Origin of the sequence: Edaphobacillus lindanitolerans (genome assembly GCF_900156305.1) — a bacterium.
In the GTDB taxonomy this organism is placed as follows: Bacteria; Bacillota; Bacilli; order Bacillales_A; family Planococcaceae; genus Bhargavaea; species Bhargavaea lindanitolerans.
On the sequence record NZ_FTPL01000001.1, the window covers coordinates 1,215,697 to 1,230,613 of the forward strand.

Annotated in this window: 17 protein-coding genes; 9 read left to right on the top strand and 8 right to left on the bottom strand. The window is 58.2% G+C overall.

The window, feature by feature from the left end; translation table 11 throughout:
- Nucleotides 1-119 precede the first annotated feature (119 nt).
- The 4 genes from liaF to B0B07_RS05580 all read left to right on the top strand — a co-directional run bounded on the left by liaF (nt 120) and on the right by B0B07_RS05580 (nt 2,859).
- A complete protein-coding gene (gene liaF / locus B0B07_RS05565; protein WP_076757330.1) occupies nt 120-821 on the top strand; it encodes a cell wall-active antibiotics response protein LiaF in 702 nt (233 codons plus the stop codon).
- Nucleotides 818-1,945, top strand: a complete 1,128-nt coding sequence (locus tag B0B07_RS05570) for a sensor histidine kinase (RefSeq protein WP_076757331.1) — start codon at nt 818-820, stop codon at nt 1,943-1,945. Before liaF ends, B0B07_RS05570 begins: the two co-directional genes overlap by 4 nt.
- A complete protein-coding gene (locus tag B0B07_RS05575; protein ID WP_076757332.1) occupies nt 1,942-2,571 on the top strand; it encodes a response regulator in 630 nt (209 codons plus the stop codon). The genes B0B07_RS05570 and B0B07_RS05575 overlap by 4 nt, the downstream gene beginning before the upstream one ends.
- 102 nt (nt 2,572-2,673) lie before the next feature.
- Nucleotides 2,674-2,859: a hypothetical protein gene (locus B0B07_RS05580; protein ID WP_076757333.1), complete on the top strand. Its 186-nt coding sequence runs from the start codon at nt 2,674-2,676 to the stop codon at nt 2,857-2,859.
- Between the two features lie 149 nt (nt 2,860-3,008).
- Here the strand turns inward: B0B07_RS05580 and B0B07_RS05585 are convergent, their stop codons facing one another.
- The 4 genes from B0B07_RS05585 to B0B07_RS05600 form a co-directional block, all read right to left on the bottom strand.
- The gene (locus B0B07_RS05585) at nt 3,009-3,470 is read right to left on the bottom strand and encodes a DinB family protein (protein ID WP_076757334.1); all 462 of its coding nucleotides are present in this window, start codon (nt 3,468-3,470) and stop codon (nt 3,009-3,011) included.
- Between the two features lie 164 nt (nt 3,471-3,634).
- Nucleotides 3,635-3,946 carry a hypothetical protein gene (locus B0B07_RS05590; protein ID WP_076757335.1) on the bottom strand — a complete coding sequence of 104 codons (312 nt, stop codon included), beginning with the start codon at nt 3,944-3,946 and terminating at the stop codon, nt 3,635-3,637.
- Nucleotides 3,936-5,735 (bottom strand): mechanosensitive ion channel, encoded by a 1,800-nt coding sequence (locus tag B0B07_RS05595; protein WP_076757336.1) that lies wholly within the window; start codon nt 5,733-5,735, stop codon nt 3,936-3,938. The genes B0B07_RS05590 and B0B07_RS05595 overlap by 11 nt, the downstream gene beginning before the upstream one ends.
- 139 nt (nt 5,736-5,874) lie before the next feature.
- Nucleotides 5,875-6,957, bottom strand: coding sequence for a potassium channel family protein (locus B0B07_RS05600; protein WP_076757337.1), 1,083 nt, complete (start codon nt 6,955-6,957; stop codon nt 5,875-5,877).
- A gap of 143 nt (nt 6,958-7,100) precedes the next feature.
- Between B0B07_RS05600 and B0B07_RS05605 the strand changes: the two genes are divergently transcribed.
- From B0B07_RS05605 to B0B07_RS05615, 3 genes are read left to right on the top strand one after another with little or no spacing between them, the layout of a single operon-like run.
- The gene (locus tag B0B07_RS05605; RefSeq protein ID WP_076757338.1) at nt 7,101-7,748 is read left to right on the top strand and encodes a CPBP family glutamic-type intramembrane protease; all 648 of its coding nucleotides are present in this window, start codon (nt 7,101-7,103) and stop codon (nt 7,746-7,748) included.
- Between the two features lie 19 nt (nt 7,749-7,767).
- Nucleotides 7,768-8,172 carry a hypothetical protein gene (locus tag B0B07_RS05610; protein ID WP_076757339.1) on the top strand — a complete coding sequence of 135 codons (405 nt, stop codon included), beginning with the start codon at nt 7,768-7,770 and terminating at the stop codon, nt 8,170-8,172.
- Nucleotides 8,169-8,675, top strand: a complete 507-nt coding sequence (locus B0B07_RS05615) for a hypothetical protein (protein WP_084186561.1) — start codon at nt 8,169-8,171, stop codon at nt 8,673-8,675. Before B0B07_RS05610 ends, B0B07_RS05615 begins: the two co-directional genes overlap by 4 nt.
- 72 nt (nt 8,676-8,747) lie before the next feature.
- Here the strand turns inward: B0B07_RS05615 and B0B07_RS05620 are convergent, their stop codons facing one another.
- Genes B0B07_RS05620 through B0B07_RS05625 form a run of 3 tightly spaced genes read right to left on the bottom strand, consistent with a single transcriptional unit; the run spans nt 8,748 to nt 11,819 of the window.
- Nucleotides 8,748-10,967 (bottom strand): sensor histidine kinase, encoded by a 2,220-nt coding sequence (locus B0B07_RS05620; RefSeq protein ID WP_076757340.1) that lies wholly within the window; start codon nt 10,965-10,967, stop codon nt 8,748-8,750.
- On the bottom strand, nt 10,967-11,143 hold the full coding sequence (locus tag B0B07_RS15225; RefSeq protein ID WP_159438423.1) for a hypothetical protein: 177 nt from the start codon (nt 11,141-11,143) through the stop codon (nt 10,967-10,969). The genes B0B07_RS05620 and B0B07_RS15225 overlap by 1 nt, the downstream gene beginning before the upstream one ends.
- Nucleotides 11,121-11,819, bottom strand: a complete 699-nt coding sequence (locus tag B0B07_RS05625) for a response regulator transcription factor (protein ID WP_076757341.1) — start codon at nt 11,817-11,819, stop codon at nt 11,121-11,123. Before B0B07_RS05625 ends, B0B07_RS15225 begins: the two co-directional genes overlap by 23 nt.
- Nucleotides 11,820-11,940: 121 nt before the next feature.
- Here B0B07_RS05625 and B0B07_RS05630 point away from each other — a divergent pair, with 121 nt between their 5' ends.
- Entirely contained in the window at nt 11,941-12,159 is a 219-nt protein-coding gene (locus B0B07_RS05630; RefSeq protein WP_076757342.1) for a hypothetical protein, read from the top strand.
- Nucleotides 12,160-12,230: 71 nt separating this feature from the next.
- Here the strand turns inward: B0B07_RS05630 and B0B07_RS05635 are convergent, their stop codons facing one another.
- Nucleotides 12,231-13,169 carry an EamA family transporter gene (locus B0B07_RS05635; protein ID WP_076757343.1) on the bottom strand — a complete coding sequence of 313 codons (939 nt, stop codon included), beginning with the start codon at nt 13,167-13,169 and terminating at the stop codon, nt 12,231-12,233.
- Between the two features lie 220 nt (nt 13,170-13,389).
- Here B0B07_RS05635 and B0B07_RS05640 point away from each other — a divergent pair, with 220 nt between their 5' ends.
- Nucleotides 13,390-14,889: a glycine betaine uptake BCCT transporter gene (locus B0B07_RS05640; protein WP_076757344.1), complete on the top strand. Its 1,500-nt coding sequence runs from the start codon at nt 13,390-13,392 to the stop codon at nt 14,887-14,889.
- The last annotated feature ends 28 nt before the right edge of the window (nt 14,890-14,917 follow it).

Consider the following 14,917-nt stretch of genomic DNA (forward strand, 5'->3'; position numbering starts at 1 on the left):
CGACATCCGCTGCAGGATTTTGTACACTGAAGGAAGGGGGCGGCGACCCGCCTTCCTTTCTTTTATGAATGAGATTGATTGTTTTTGCCCATCCACCACCCCGAAAGGAGGAGACGCCGATGAACCGGCTCACGACTGATCAGCTCAGACTCATCCTCATCGGCTTCCTGCTGCTCGTGTTTGCAGAGGCGGCGTTTTCACATAACGGGAGCATCGTTTTCGCGCTCCTCGGTGCAGGTTTCATTTATTACGGTCTCCGGAAGCGGCATAAGTGGCTTCTCTGGACCGGGGTGTTTTTCCTCGTGATTGCGCTGCTGTCCCTCTGGACGCTGCGGTTGTTCGTGTTCGGCATCCTCGCCTATATTTTCTATCAGATGTGGAAGGGCATGCCGTCCGAAGAAATCACCCGGCCGCTCCGGGAGTACCGGCCGGAAACGCCGAACGGCATCATCCGCAACCGCCTGTTTTCCGTTCAGTCGACGCCGTTTACGGCATATGAATGGGAGGATATCCACATCCAGGGGCTGTTCGGGGATCTTCATGTCGACGTGACGGAGACCGTCCTGCCGAAGGGCACATCGTTCATCTCCGTCCGCCAGGGCATCGGGAAAATCCGGATCGACGTTCCGTACGAGATTCCGGTGCGCGTGCACTATACGACCCTGCTCGGTGATTCACGCTTGTTCAACCGGCACCGTAGCCGGCTCGTGAACGAGCAGCTTCATATGAAGGACGGCTACGGCCAGGAGGAACGTCCGGCGGCGGAACTCATCATCACAATCGCCACCTGGTTCGGGGACGTGGAGGTGTCTCGGAAATGAAATCATTCATCACACGCGGCTTTCTCCTGTCCTTCCTCTTCCTGCTCATCGCCGGCGGGATTTTGTTCCTGCTGCTCGGCTTTCCCCAAGAAGACACGTGGATGCCGCTTATCAAAGAAGTACGATACGGCATGCCGCCAGCGGTCTGGATCCTGGCGGTCGCCGTGGCGCTCGGATGGTGCCTGTCCGCCTGGTCAACGCTGCTCGTCCGCTCGGTCGGGAAGACCGTCGAGCGGCGGCTTGCCCTGCTGACGGGCGGCCGCGATGCACAAACCGGCGAGGCCGCGCCGCTTCCGAACCAGACGGAGCGCGTGCTGGCTGATGTCGAGAGGCTGCTCGGCACCCAGCGCGAACGGCTCAAGCAGATTTCCGATGAACGAGCGGAAACCCAGGAGGAACTCGTCCAGGAACGGCTTGTCCAGGAACGCCAGCGCCTCGCGCGCGAACTGCATGACTCTGTCTCCCAGCAGCTGTTTGCCGCTTCGATGCTTCTGTCGGCAATGGCGGAGAAAGAACGCCAGGAGAAAGGCAGCCCGTCCAAAGTGCTTGAACAGGTGGAGAAGACCGTCCAGCAGGCGCAGGTCGAGATGAGGGCCCTTCTCCTTCACCTGCGTCCGGCGGCACTCAATGACAAGACACTGGCGGACGGCCTTCGGGAACTGCTCCGGGAACTCGACGAAAAAGTCCATTTCGCCATCCGCGGCCGCATCGAAGACGTCCCGCTTTCGAAAGGCGCCGAGGATCACCTGTTCCGGATCGCCCAGGAGACGCTGTCCAATGCCCTGCGCCACGCAAAAGCGACCGAGCTCGATGTCCTGTTCGTCGAACGAGACGGCATTGCGATCTTCCGCGTGCAGGACAACGGCGTCGGCTTCCGGGAAGGCGACGGTAGGGCCGGCTCCTACGGCCTGCGGAATGTCCGCGAGCGTGCAGTGGAAATCGGCGGCACGTGCAAAGTCGTCTCCGTGCCGTCACAGGGGACGATCATCGAAGTGAAAGTCCCCGCTTCCCCTCACCTTGAAGAAGACGGGGCGGAGTCCGGTGAGACGGAAAGACCGTCCGGCGGCGTGGAAGGCACGGCACTTCTTAATCTAGAACGCGAAGAAACGGAGGGATCGAGATGATCCGGGTGATGCTGGCAGATGATCATGAAATGGTGCGGATCGGGGTGTCGGCGTTTTTGCAGCTGCAGCCGGACATGGAGGTTGTCGGGGAGGCGGCAAACGGGCGCGAGGCAGTGGAGCTTGCGCTCAGGCTCCGGCCCGACATCATCCTGATGGACATGGTCATGCCCGAGATGAACGGCGCCGAGGCCACGGCCGCCATTATCCGGGATTGGCCGGAAGCGAGGATCATGGTCGTCACGAGCTTTCTGGACGACGACAAAGTGTATCCGGCGCTTGAAGCCGGTGCGGTGAGCTATATCCTCAAGACGTCGAAGGCCCAGCGGATCGCCGATGCCATCCGGGAAACCCTCGGCGGCCGGACCGTGCTCGAGCCCGAGGTGACGACGAAGATGATGCAGCGCATGCGCGGCGGCGAACGCGCGCTTCATGATGACCTGACCGTCCGCGAGCGGGAGATCCTGCTCCTGATCGCCAAGGGCAAGACGAACCAGGATATCGCCGACGACCTGTTCATCGCACTGAAGACCGTCAAGACCCACGTATCCAACATCCTCTCCAAGCTCGATGTGGACGACCGGACCCAGGCCGCGGTCTATGCTTATCAGAACGGACTGGTAGAATAAGAAGGGATGCGGGCGGATGTGGCCGGATGATGCCGGTCCGCCGCCGCACAGCGGCCGGGGCGCCGGGCCCCGCCCAGATCGATGGAAAGCAGGTGTTCTCGCATGAAGCAAAACAGCGGACTCGTCCCGCTTGCGGCAGTCTTCCTCATCGTGGTCATCATTCTCATGAACCTCGTGTTCCCCGCCCTTGCCTTCCGTTGGAAAATGGTCTTCATCATCGCCATTCTCGGAATCACCGGCGCACTGATCATGGCCTGGTCCAAGCGCCGGAAAGACGGCGGAGAGTAAGCAGGCGCATCGGGTGCCGGAGCGGATTCATTTTGCCGGTGGGTGAGCAGGGACGGACGGCGAGTGAGCGCTAAAGCGGGCAAGTGGATTCAAAGGGCTGCAACAACTACGACTACATATGAAAAGGCTGCCCGCGGGCAGCCTTTTCTTTATTGATCCAAACTGTGGGCGAAGGCATTGAGGAGTCCGGCGTGGACGCCTTCATGCCATACGGTGAACTGAAGCACGGCGTCACCGGTGTTCATCTCATGGCCGCCGAGGTTCATCGGGTTGGCGAGCCGGCTGTCGAGCTTCCCTTCGAGCGTTTCTGCGATCCGGTCAGTCTGGGACTTCAGCGCTCCGAGAATCTCCTCGGCCGAAGGGACATGGCCGTTCCAGTCCGACGGGCTTGTCCCGGTGTTGAAGAGCGGCGTCCAGTCCGGGTTTTGGATCTCGTAATCCGGATCGATCGCTTTCGTGAAGCCTTCAAGCGAAACAAAGATATGTCCGGCATTCCAGCGGACGTTGTTGTTGAAGCCTGCCGGCATCTTGTCCCAGTCCGCCCCTTCCAGCTTCTTCAGCTGGCCGAGTGTGTAGCCGCGGGCGAATTTCATCTGTTCGATTGTTGCCACTTCAAATCTCCTCCTGTCTGATCGGTTCCCCTTCATTGTGGCGGACCCGGGCGGCATTTTGCAACGAAACTGCGCGTGGCCCGGTGAATAGGGTTCTTTCTGCAAATCCCTCACATCTATAAGAAAAAACCGCAGCCCCTTTCGAGGGACTGCGGCTTTTCGTCTTATTCGGGTTTCCCCGGAAACTCTTCGCTCGGAGAGTGGGCGTTGTAGCCCTTGTCGGATGATTTCTCCGGCCCTTGGGCCTGTTCATCTTCCTCTTCGAGTATCTTTTTTTCCGTTTCTCCGAAAGCAGACTTATCGCCTTTTCCGGTCCGGTCGTTCGAGTACTCCCGAAATGTGTGCGAGTGGTCGGAGTCGGAAGGATCTGCAAGCGGGAGTTCCCCTTCGTTGCGGTCTCCGCGCTGCGGATCGTAGTCGCGTTTATTCGGATAGTCTTCGTGCTTATTTGAATAACCGTCTCGTTTATCGGTCATGGTTGTCTTCTCCTTCCCCTTGGTCGAGCGGACGGGTGAAGTTGGCATCGCCAATGCCGGAATCATACCGGCCCGTCTCCGTGCCGCCCGTGATACCAGTATCTGCCGGGTTGCCGCCGGCCATACCCGTGGCATTGTCCCTTCCGCGTTCAGCGCTACGCTTCGCCTCTTGCCCGATATCTTCCCTCGTTCTGCGTGCTTCGTACTTTGACTGTTCCATGCCTTGCTTGGCCTGTTGCTTGGCAGATTCCGATTCCTGCTTCATCTGCTGCTTTTCCTGTTTCCAGTCCGTTTTAGACACTTCCGTCTGCTGGAGGTCCGTCTCCATCTTGGACAGGTAGCGGGATGCGTGTTCACGTCCGCCGAGTCCGAAGGCCAGGCCGAATGCAAGCGCCAGACCGCCGAGGATGAGCAGGAACGCGGTGTTGATGATCATCGGGGCGATGCCGAGCTGGCTGATCGCCATGAAGAATGCAAATGCGAGGATCGCATATTTTGCGACGAATCGCAGGACATGCGGCTCACCCGAAGCATTCTTCAGGATGCTGCCGACGAAGCGCTCCGCGAGATTCGCAAGCCAGAAGCCGACTGCAAGGATGACGACTGCGGCGATGACCATCGGCAGATAAGCGAAGATCGCTGTCGCGAGGCCGGTCATGAACGCAAGGTTCACGATCTGGAGGGCTTCCGCCACGAACATGAGGATGACGATGATCTGGACGATCGTTCCGATAATGTTCGAGATCGACAGTGACGACGAGCCGGAGTCCTTCATGCCCATCTTGCCGGCAAGCGAATTCAGACCGAGGTTGTCCAGGAGCGATACGACGACTCCTTTGAGCCATTTGGCCAGGAACACGCCGGCCAGGATGAGCAGGACGGCAACCGCAATGTTCGGAATCATCGCAAGAATGTCATTGAGCATCGCGATCGCCGGCTCCGAGATGCCGCGGATGTTCAGCGTCTCGAGTGCGGAAATGGTGACCGGGATCATGATCAGGATGAAGACGATCGTCCCGATGGCCTTCGCCAGGCTTGTCCCTTTTACGTAGTCCGAGATGTGCATGCGCTGGGCAAGTCTGTTCAGCCCTGCCGCTTCGAGGAACTTCGTCAGGATGTCACGGACGATCTTCGCGACAAGGTACCCGACCGCGAAGATGAGCACCGCCCCGACGAGGTTCGGAATGAATGCGAGGAATGCCTGCAGCATGCCTTCGAACGGTCCGCTGATGCCGTGCAGGTTGAGTGCATCCAGCATCGCCGGGATGAACAGGAGCAGGATGAGGTAGAAGACGACATTCGCCGCCGTGTCCACCCATTTCGCTTTGTTCACATCCGCCGGTTCCTGACCGGTCCGGGAAAGCATCCTGTTGAAGTTCACCTTGCCGCCGAGCATCTGGATGCCCTTCTTCGCGAGTGTTGCGATGATCCAGGCGACGAGCAGGATGAGCCCGGCCTTGATGACGCCCTTCACGAGTCCGGAGAATCCGGCGAAGATCTCGGCGAACGGCTGGGCGACCGGCCCCATGTTCACCATGTTGAAGAAGATCATGAAGGCGAGAAGCAGAATGCCCCAGAAGACGACCTTCGAAATGATCCGGGTCGGCGTCCACTTTGTTTTGTCCTTCGTCATGTTGACGCGTTCATCGAGGCGTCCCTTGCGGAGGCCCTTATCGACGACGCTTTCCAAAATCTTTGCAATGATGTAACCGACAATCAGGACGACGAGTCCCAAAAGCAACTCCGGTATCCAATCGAGATACCGGTTGTAATTCCATTCATCGATCATGTCCGACACCCTCCCATTTTCGCAGTATAGTAATCTACCTTGCTCTGACTATTCCTGCTACTGGAGAGCGATAAACATTTTAGGGCCGTTTGGCGATCCTGTTTTCAATCTGCCGGCCTGCATGCCTGCTCCGGGGGAATCAGCTTCCCCATTCCGGATTCTGATTGATCTTCTGCTCCTCCATTTCCGGCGTCCTGCCGCCGACGCGTTCGTTCAGGTCACGGATGCAGTCGTCATCGCCGACGACGAGCAGCGTGTCTCCCTCTTCAAAGCACACGTCGAGATCCGGATTGCTGATCACTTCTTCCCCCCGCATGATCGCGAGCAGGGTGAATCCGTAATCCCGGCGGAGATGGGAGTCTTCAAGGGACTTCCCGAGCAGCGGGGAGCCCGATTCAAGCGTGGATTCGCCCACGACAAAGTCCTTCTTGTCCGCCCGCATGAGATTGTTGATATAGTCGGTCCCGGCCGGCTTCAGCACCGACATCGCGAGTTCCCGCCCGCCGAGGCTCGACGGGTTGATGACCCGCGAGGCACCGGCGCGGAGCAGCACTTCTTCCGACCCTTCCTTCTCGACACGCGCGGCGACCTTCAGGTCTTCGTTGATGCCTTTTGCGGTCAGGGTAATGAACACATTGTCGGCATCGTTGTCGACGGCCGCGATCAGCCCTTTCGCTTTATTGATCCTGGCTTTCTCCAGAACCTCATGGTCGGTCGGGTCACCGATCAGCCGGAGGGTCCCCTTGTCGACGAATTGGAGCAGTTCCTCTTCATCATCATGGACACACAGGATCTTCACCTCTTTCTCCTGGTCGCGGAGCTGGTGATAGACATGCTTGCCGACCCGGCCGAACCCGCAGATGATGATATGGTCCTGGAGCTTTTCGATTTCATTGTCCATTTGCTTTTCCCACACTTTCTGCGAAAGCTGTTTTTCAATCAGATAAGAAGCCGCCGTTCCAAGACCATACGTCACGATCCCCGCACCGAGCGGCACAAGGAAAAGGGCGAACCGCCTCCCGTCTTCCGTCACGGGATACATATCTCCGTAGCCGATCGTCATGACGGAAATGATTGTCATCCAGAGCGAATCAAAAAAGCTCAGGTCTTCCAAAAACATGAACCCGATCACCGCGGTGCTTATCAGGATGAGGATGGCGGCCAGCAGAAAAATCAGCCGCCGGTATCCGACCGGAATATCCAGCCAGCGCTTTTTGAACATGGCAATCCTTCTTTCCCGGAATCTGTTTCACTTTAAAGATACCCGGGCAAGCGGCCGGGTAACCGGACCGCCCTGCACATGCACGAATTTCCGCGGCAACCCCCGCCCGGACTTTTCGTCTTATCGGGAAAGGGGGTGGCGGCATGAGGCGCGGATTGATCTTGGCCATAGCCGGCATTGCGGTGCTGCTGTGGGTAGAGCAGTGGCTCGGCGTATCATACATCTGGAAAACGCTCGCGAAATTCATTCTGTTCCTCATCCTGCCGCTCCTCATCTTCCGGCGGGAAGTCCGGCTGTTCATGAAGTTCCGGGATACCGATCCGAAGAGGATCCGGATGTCACTGGCCATCGGAGTAGGCGTCATGGCCGCCGTGTTCGGGGCGTTCTTTCTCCTCCGGCCGTTCATTGACACAGAGGCACTCGTTTCGGACCTCGCCGGGCGGGCCGGCGTGACCGGGGTGATTTATCCGTTCGTCGCCATGTATATCCTGTTCGGCAACTCCCTCCTGGAAGAGTTCTTCTTCCGCGGGGTCCTGCCGGCACAATTCAAGGAACATCCGCGCCTCGGGCTGGCCGTCCCCCCGATACTGTTTGCGGTTTACCACATCGCCATCTTCCTGCCATGGTTCAGCCTGCCGATTTTGGCGGCCGCGGTCGCCGGGCTTGCAGCGGGCGGCGTAATCTTCCAGCTGGCGAACGGACGGAACGGGACGATCCTGCCTTCGTGGATCATCCACATGTCGGCCGATCTGGCGGTGCTGATCATCGGGGCCATCCTGATTTATCAATAAAACCATGGAGGGGAAAACGATGAAAAAATGGGGGATGCTCCTGCTGGCCGGACTGCTGCTTCTGGCGGGCTGCGGGGCAAATGGACAGACAGCGGAAGAACATGGATCCGGTCTCTCGGTTGAATTCACATCAGACCCAGACATCCGGAATGTCCAACTCATCCAGTATAAGGAAGGCGAACGGGTTCCCTGCATGTCCGTCATGAATGCCGACGGCAGCCCGTTCAAGAAGGGGGAAATCATCCTGTTCGATATGACGCCCGCCGAATGGAGCGGCACGACCGCATTCGCCATTGCCTACAGCAAAGACAAGTCGGGCAAAGATGTCCGGACGACAAAAATGGAAAAAATCCCGGAAAACGTGACGTGGGTCAATGCGAAGTTCAGTGAACGGGACGGACTGACGGTCGAGGCGGCGGAATGACCGCCTGGGAAATGGAATTCAGACGGAAAATCATCGCCGCCTCGCTCGCCGGAACGGTCTTCGCAGTCCTCCTGGGACTGTTCGTCCCCAATATGTTCGATGAAACAATCCGATCCGCGGCCGACTATCTGTGGCATATGACATCAAGCATCCCCATTTATCTCATGTACAGCTTCCCCGTCATCCTGATCTACGGAGTACCGGCTTCGCTCGCCGCCGACCATATCGCCGGCAAGCTTGCGGTACGGATCGGCAAGAGGACCGCAGAACCCTGGCTGTCCGGTGCGCTTCATCTGGTGTTCGGCCTTCCCCTTTTCTGGTACGGGGCGGCAGCCGGCCTGCTCGGATTTATGGCGGACCGGCTCATCCGGAGCTGGAGGAAGACTCATCGTTGGTACGAGATGCTGACCGCCCTGCTCATTCCGCTGCTCGTGTGGGTTGTCTTTATGGGCCTCATTTATCTATGGGAACTGCCCGAACAGCTGCCGGCGCTGCTGAAATGATCCACTCAACATCCCAAATCAAAAAGGAACTCCCGCCCCTCAAGGGCGGGAGTTCCTTTTCTTCTCGCTGTTTCACAAACCCGGCACGGTCACGGTCACTTTGAACAGGTCGCCGTCGAGGTCGATGGCCATCTGGCCGCCGTGCAGGTCGACGATCGACTGGGCGATGGCGAGGCCGAGGCCGGAACCGTCGGTGTGACGGGAGGCATCGCCCCGTTTGAAGCGTTCAAACAGTTCATCGGCATTGTCGCCGAGTTCATAGCGGGAAACGTTCTTGATGCTGAAGCGGATGTCCGGCGGCGAGACCGGTGTCGGTCCGGGAACCGCATCGAGCGAGATATAGACACGGGTGCCCGGCATCGAGTATTTCAGCGTGTTCATGAGCAGGTTGTCGATCACGCGCCACCATTTCTGCCCGTCCACAGACGCGGTCAGCGGCCCTTCTGCAAGGTTCGTCCGGAATTCAAGACCGGACGCCTGGATCTCTTCATTGTGCTCGGCGATCGCCTGGCGAACGAGCTCGACGAGGTCCAGGCGGCGCCGGACCAGCTCCACGTTGCCCGTCGCCATTTTCGAGACGTCGAACAGATCGTCGATGAGTGTTTTGAGCCGCTGCGACTTCCGGTCGAGCACGCCGACATACTCGGCCCGCTCCTCCTGTGACAGTTCAGGGTTTTTGAGAAGATCCGTATAGGTGATGATCGAGGTGAGCGGTGTCCGGAGGTCATGGCTCACATTCGTGATGAGCTCCGTCTTCAGCCGCTCGCTCCTTGCCTGTTCGGACATCGACAGTTCGACGCCTTCGCGCAGCTTATTCAGGTCTGCGGCGTGCCGGGCAAACGGGGAGCGCCCCCTTACCGGCACTTCTTCGGCATACTGTCCGGACGCCAGCCGGCTCGCCGAGTCGATGATCCGGTTCAAGTAGCCGGTCCGGCGGATCATGAACAGCAGCACCGGAAGGGCGACAAAAATGAACAGCGGAAGCCAGACTGCGATCAGATGCGGCATGACCAGAACCCCGCCGAACCCGACACCCGCCAGGAAAATGACCGAGAGCAGGAAGAGCATCTGCGTGCCGATCTTCCGGTTGAGGAAGAATTTCTGTGCATCTTCCGCCACTTTGCGGACATAGGCGCCGTCCAGGTCACGGATGAACCTGCCGGGCTCTTTGAACCGCCGATACAGATATACGGCCATATAGACCACGCCTGCAAGGGCCAGCACATACAAGCCGATCAAAAACAGTGTCTCGGGCAGCCAGTAATAGTTCCCCGGCTGGCCGACCGTTGTGACAAAGCGGTACTTCACCACATCCAGGCAGCCAACCCCGACAAACGCCGTGACTCCGGCGATGACGACCGCAACGTCAACCGGAAGTCGATCCACCCGGGCCGAAAGCGCCGGCCAGGCCCACGCATCCGGCCTGAACTTGAAAACCGTCAGCATCAGGACGAAGCCGATGAGCCCGGCGATCCAGAGGAGGGTGTAGACGGTCTGTTCGGCCTTGAAGGTGAAATAGCCGGACGCCAAATCCGAGTAACCGTCCGTTCTGCCCGTAGCGCCGGCCTTCATTGCCGAAGCCGGAAGCATGACAATGCCTTCGTATGTCTTCGTTTCATTGGGGACCATCTGCCGGACTTCTTCGCTGTAATCCACGTCCGGCGCAATGCTGGCCGCCTCCAGATAACCGTTCTCTTCATTGAAGTCCCATTGATAGGCAGTGCTCTCCTGTATGTTCCCTCTTTTGAATGTCTCCCCGGTCGCCGTGTCGGTCAGTTCGTAGGCGAATGCACGGGTCGTCTCATTGAAGGAAATCTTGTTGTCCGCCAGCCGGTACATGTACTGGTCGATCGCCTTGGACTTTTCAACCTGGATTTTTTTCGCGACATGCTCGTCATCGGAGAAGTTCTTGCGGATGTCGTCCATCTTGCGTTCGCGTTCTTCTGCCAGAGCGGCCTTCTCGTCTTTGTCCTCCGTCTTGGCGATCCTGTCTTCGTACTGCATCCGGATCGATTCGATCTGTTCGTCCAGATCACCATACTCATAACGATGCGCTTCGATTTCGTCCGGCGAGACCCGGATTTCCTTCTTCGCTTTTTCGGGATCCAACGGGTTCAGTACATACGGGCCGATGTTATCCATGAAGAACCGTGTGTCTGATTTGAATTCCTCTGTGTTTTCATAGCTTTTACCGATGATCCTCGGCCCCGCGTCAATGAGCATCGCGAGGGAGAACAGGCTGAATGCGGCCAGCAGCACCCAGATCACCTGTGTCCATTTCCCCTTTTTCATCAGAGGGCACTTCCTTTCATCATTTGCCGGAGCTGCGCGATCGCCTCTCCCGCCCCCCGGCGGTCAAGGAAATCGGCGATGAACCCCGAGCAGTAGAGCAGGCTCGCCGCGGCGGCCGCTATTGCCACAATGGACAGGATCATCCACAGACGGTCACTTTTCGATTTTGTAGCCAATGCCCCACACCACCTTCAAGTACCTTGGGCTTTTGGGGTCCGCCTCGATTTTCTCGCGGATTTTCCGGATGTGGACGGCGACGATGTTGTCGGCGTTGTAGGCTTCTTCCTTCCACACCCGTTCATAGATTTCATTGATCGAGAATACACGTCCGGCATTTTGCATGAGCAGTTCGGTGATCCGGTATTCGATCGGCGTCAGCTTCACCGGCTCTCCGTCGACGGTCAGGCTTTTCGAGTCGGGATCGAGTTCGAGGCCGCCGACCCGGACGATGCTGCTGCCTTCGCCTCCTCCGATCGTACCAAGCGTCACGTAGCGGCGGAGCTGGGACTTCACTCGTGCCATCAGCTCCAACGGGTGGAACGGCTTCGTCACATAGTCGTCGGCTCCGACCGACAGGCCGTGGATTTTATCCGTCTCTTCGGACTTCGCGCTCAGCATGATGATCGGAATGTTGCGGGAGTCACGGATGCGGAACGTCGCCTGGATCCCGTCCATGTTCGGCATCATGATGTCGAGGACGATCAGATGGACCTCCTCTTGCTCCAGCAGATCGAGCGCTTCCCGCCCGTCCGATGCCTTCAGCACCCGGTAGCCTTCGTTTCTTAAATAAATCTCGATCCCTTCGCGGATCTCCCGGTCATCGTCGACGACCAGAACCGTCAGCCGTTCCATCGCATACCGCCCCTTTCGCTAGTTTTATTGTACCGTCCGGAAATGAAGAAAAAAGCAGAGAAAAAGTGAAGAAATTCTTAAGAAAGGAATTGGGAGAACGGAGCATACTAAAGGAGAGGTGATGGAGTTGAACCAAAAGAACAATAAGCAGAACAAACCCGGAAGCACGAAGGACCGCGAGGAGTACGGCTACGGATATGACCTCAGCCTCGACGACCTCGGCGTGATCGGCCAGAATGACGCCGCAAAAAAGCGGAACCGGAGCGGCGGATCCGATGAGAAGAAGAACGGTCTGAGCCACGAAAAATGGCGGAGAGCGGACGATCCGGACAGCGGTTGATGCGGAAATCGGAACTTGGACAAGCCCAGTCAAAAAAACGGACGGCCGCAGGTTTCGGGCCGTCCGTTTTCTCATGGTCTGATGTCCCGGTCCAGTTCTTTTGTCCGTTCGATTCCGTTCCTCAGCCGCTCGATCTGCTTTTCCTCTTTCGACTTGACCTTTCCCCCGACAGCCAGGACGATCAGTCCGGCGAGGATGAGCCCGACGCCCGTCCAGGCGAAAAATCCGAGCCGCTCCCCGACGATGAGCACACCGAGCACGGCGGCCGTCAGGGGTTCTGCGAGCGCAAGCGTGACGGCTGTCGAAGCCGGGAGCGCCTTCAGACCGGAGGAATAAAGGAAATACGCGACGGCCGTGGCGGCGACCGCGATATACAGGATGACCGACGCCCCTTCGCGGGTCGCCACTCCTTCCAGCGGAAAGATGAATAGCACCGGGGCCAGCAGGATGGAGCTGATCGTGAAAATCACCCCGACGGCGGCAGACGGCTCGGAAAACTCGAGCACCGTCTTGCTCGTCATCGAATAAATCGCGAATGTGAGGCCGGCTCCGAGGGCGAGCGCGATGCCCGCCGGATTGACCGACACGTCATCCCCCGTCAGGAGCAGCAGTGCGCATCCGGTGATCGCCAGCACCGTCGCCGCGACCCACTTTTTCGACGGACGCCGCTTCAGGAGGACCCAGTCGAGCAGGCCCGCGAACACCGGGGCACTGCCGATTCCCGTCACCGTCCCGAGCGCGACGCCCGTGAGACGGACCGAGCCGAAGAAAAACGGCTGGAATGCCGCCATCGCCACCGCCGCGACGATTGTCGGCCCCCAGGCCCAGTCGCGGAAGCTCACCTGCCGCATCGACAGGGCGGCAATCAGGAGGATCAGGCCTCCGCCCGCCAGGCGGAACGTTCCGACCGTCATCGGATGGACGCTTTCCGGCAAATACGTCTGCGCGGTTCCGGTCGTTCCCCAAAGAATGGCGCCAAGCAGCACCATGATGAACGGCAATACATTCATTCCTCGACACCCCTACCGGAAAATTTCAACTTCTTCACTTGACTATATCACAATTTAAGGGAGGCAGACCGGGAAACTTCAGAGCCTGCTTCACTTCAAGGACTCCCTGCCCGAACAATGGCCGGAAAAATCTCCGGAAGCCCATTTGCGCACGATTATAATCTTTGATATGGTGTAACACTGTATACTACGAAGACATTTCTTCGATATAGGGGGAATCATGAAAAAGGTATCCAATGTGTTTTATATCACCGTGGCGCTGATTGCACTCACCGTCGCATTCGGAGTCATCTCGCCGAAACATTTTGAAACGGTCACGAATAACCTGAAATCATTCGTCTCCACGACGTTCGGCTGGTATTATCTGCTCCTGTTTGCCGTCTTCCTCGTCCTTGCCCTGATCATCGCATTGAGCCCTTACGGCAAAATCCGGCTCGGCAAGGATACCGACCGTCCCGACTTTTCCACCGCGACCTGGATCGCAATGCTGTTTTCGGCCGGAATGGGGATCGGGCTTGTGTTCTACGGTGCCTCGGAACCCCTGTCCCATTACGTCATCGACCCGCCTACGGCAGAACCCGGCACGGGCGCAGCACTGAAGGAAGGCCTCACCTACTCTTACCTTCACTGGGGAGCTCCGATTTGGGCCTTGTACGGCATCACCGCGCTTGCACTTGCGTTCTTCCAATTCCGCAAAGGGGAGCCGGGGTTAATCTCTGCAACACTGAAGCCGATTTTCGGTGACCGGATGAACGGCCCGCTCGGTGTGCTCATCGACGTGCTGGCCGTCTTCGCCACCGCATTCGGTGTCGCCACCTCGCTCGGTTTCGGTGCTGTCCAGATTAACGGAGGGCTGAATCACCTGTTTGGCTTGGACATCGGATTCATGTCTCAGGCGATCATCATCGCAGTTGTGACAGTCCTGTTCATCATGTCGGCCTGGTCGGGCCTGAGCAGGGGGATCAAATATCTGTCGAATACAAACATGGTGCTGGCGGTCGTGCTCCTGATCGCCGTCCTCGTCATCGGTCCGACCCTGCTCATCCTGAACCTGTTCACCGAGACGTTCGGCATGTACCTGCAGAACATTCTCCAGATGAGCTTCCGCACTGCTCCGCTTGAGAGCGACAACCGCGGATTCGTCGACGGCTGGACCATCTTCTATTGGGCTTGGTGGATCTCCTGGGCGCCGTTCGTCGGCATGTTCATCGCCCGGGTTTCCCGCGGACGGACCATCCGGGAATTCCTGCTCGGCGTCATCGTGATCCCGACCGTGTTCGGCTCGTTCTGGTTTGCGGCATTCGGCACGACGGCCGCCTTTGTCCAGGACTCCGGCACCGATCTGAGCGGACTGGCCACGGAGCTCGTCCTGTTCAATATGTTCGACGCGCTGCCGTTTTCCATCATTCTGTCGGTCATCGCCATCCTGCTCATCGCCTCTTTCTTCATCACATCGGCAGACTCAGCGACATTCGTGCTCGGCATGCAGTCCACGCACGGGTCTCTGACGCCGCCGAACAACGTCAAGCTGATCTGGGGGATTTCCCAGTCGGCGATCGCCATCCTGCTGCTTTACGTCGGCGGACTCCAGGCGATCCAGAACACGATCATCATCGCGGCACTGCCGTTTTCATTCGTCATGATCCTCATGACCGTCTCGCTCCTGAAGGCGCTGAAGGATGAAAAACAACTGATCGAAAGCCGTGCCGCCAGAAAATAAACAGAGCAAACCCCCGTCCGCTTCCCTT

What these genes read in the sequence shown, in the direction of transcription:
- B0B07_RS05610 (WP_076757339.1), top strand. Translation starts at nt 7,768, where the DNA reads ATGAAAAAATGGGGGATGCTCCTGCTGGCCGGACTGCTGCTTCTGGCG.
- liaF (WP_076757330.1), top strand. Translation starts at nt 120, where the DNA reads ATGAACCGGCTCACGACTGATCAGCTCAGACTCATCCTCATCGGCTTC.
- B0B07_RS05605 (WP_076757338.1), top strand. Translation starts at nt 7,101, where the DNA reads ATGAGGCGCGGATTGATCTTGGCCATAGCCGGCATTGCGGTGCTGCTG.
- B0B07_RS05575 (WP_076757332.1), top strand. Translation starts at nt 1,942, where the DNA reads ATGATCCGGGTGATGCTGGCAGATGATCATGAAATGGTGCGGATCGGG.
- B0B07_RS05595 (WP_076757336.1), bottom strand. Translation starts at nt 5,735, where the DNA reads ATGATCGATGAATGGAATTACAACCGGTATCTCGATTGGATACCGGAG.
- B0B07_RS05615 (WP_084186561.1), top strand. Translation starts at nt 8,169, where the DNA reads ATGACCGCCTGGGAAATGGAATTCAGACGGAAAATCATCGCCGCCTCG.
- B0B07_RS05640 (WP_076757344.1), top strand. Translation starts at nt 13,390, where the DNA reads ATGAAAAAGGTATCCAATGTGTTTTATATCACCGTGGCGCTGATTGCA.
- B0B07_RS05635 (WP_076757343.1), bottom strand. Translation starts at nt 13,169, where the DNA reads ATGAATGTATTGCCGTTCATCATGGTGCTGCTTGGCGCCATTCTTTGG.
- B0B07_RS05630 (WP_076757342.1), top strand. Translation starts at nt 11,941, where the DNA reads ATGGAGTTGAACCAAAAGAACAATAAGCAGAACAAACCCGGAAGCACG.
- B0B07_RS05625 (WP_076757341.1), bottom strand. Translation starts at nt 11,819, where the DNA reads ATGGAACGGCTGACGGTTCTGGTCGTCGACGATGACCGGGAGATCCGC.
- B0B07_RS05600 (WP_076757337.1), bottom strand. Translation starts at nt 6,957, where the DNA reads ATGTTCAAAAAGCGCTGGCTGGATATTCCGGTCGGATACCGGCGGCTG.
- B0B07_RS05620 (WP_076757340.1), bottom strand. Translation starts at nt 10,967, where the DNA reads ATGAAAAAGGGGAAATGGACACAGGTGATCTGGGTGCTGCTGGCCGCA.
- B0B07_RS05570 (WP_076757331.1), top strand. Translation starts at nt 818, where the DNA reads ATGAAATCATTCATCACACGCGGCTTTCTCCTGTCCTTCCTCTTCCTG.
- B0B07_RS05590 (WP_076757335.1), bottom strand. Translation starts at nt 3,946, where the DNA reads ATGACCGATAAACGAGACGGTTATTCAAATAAGCACGAAGACTATCCG.
- B0B07_RS05580 (WP_076757333.1), top strand. Translation starts at nt 2,674, where the DNA reads ATGAAGCAAAACAGCGGACTCGTCCCGCTTGCGGCAGTCTTCCTCATC.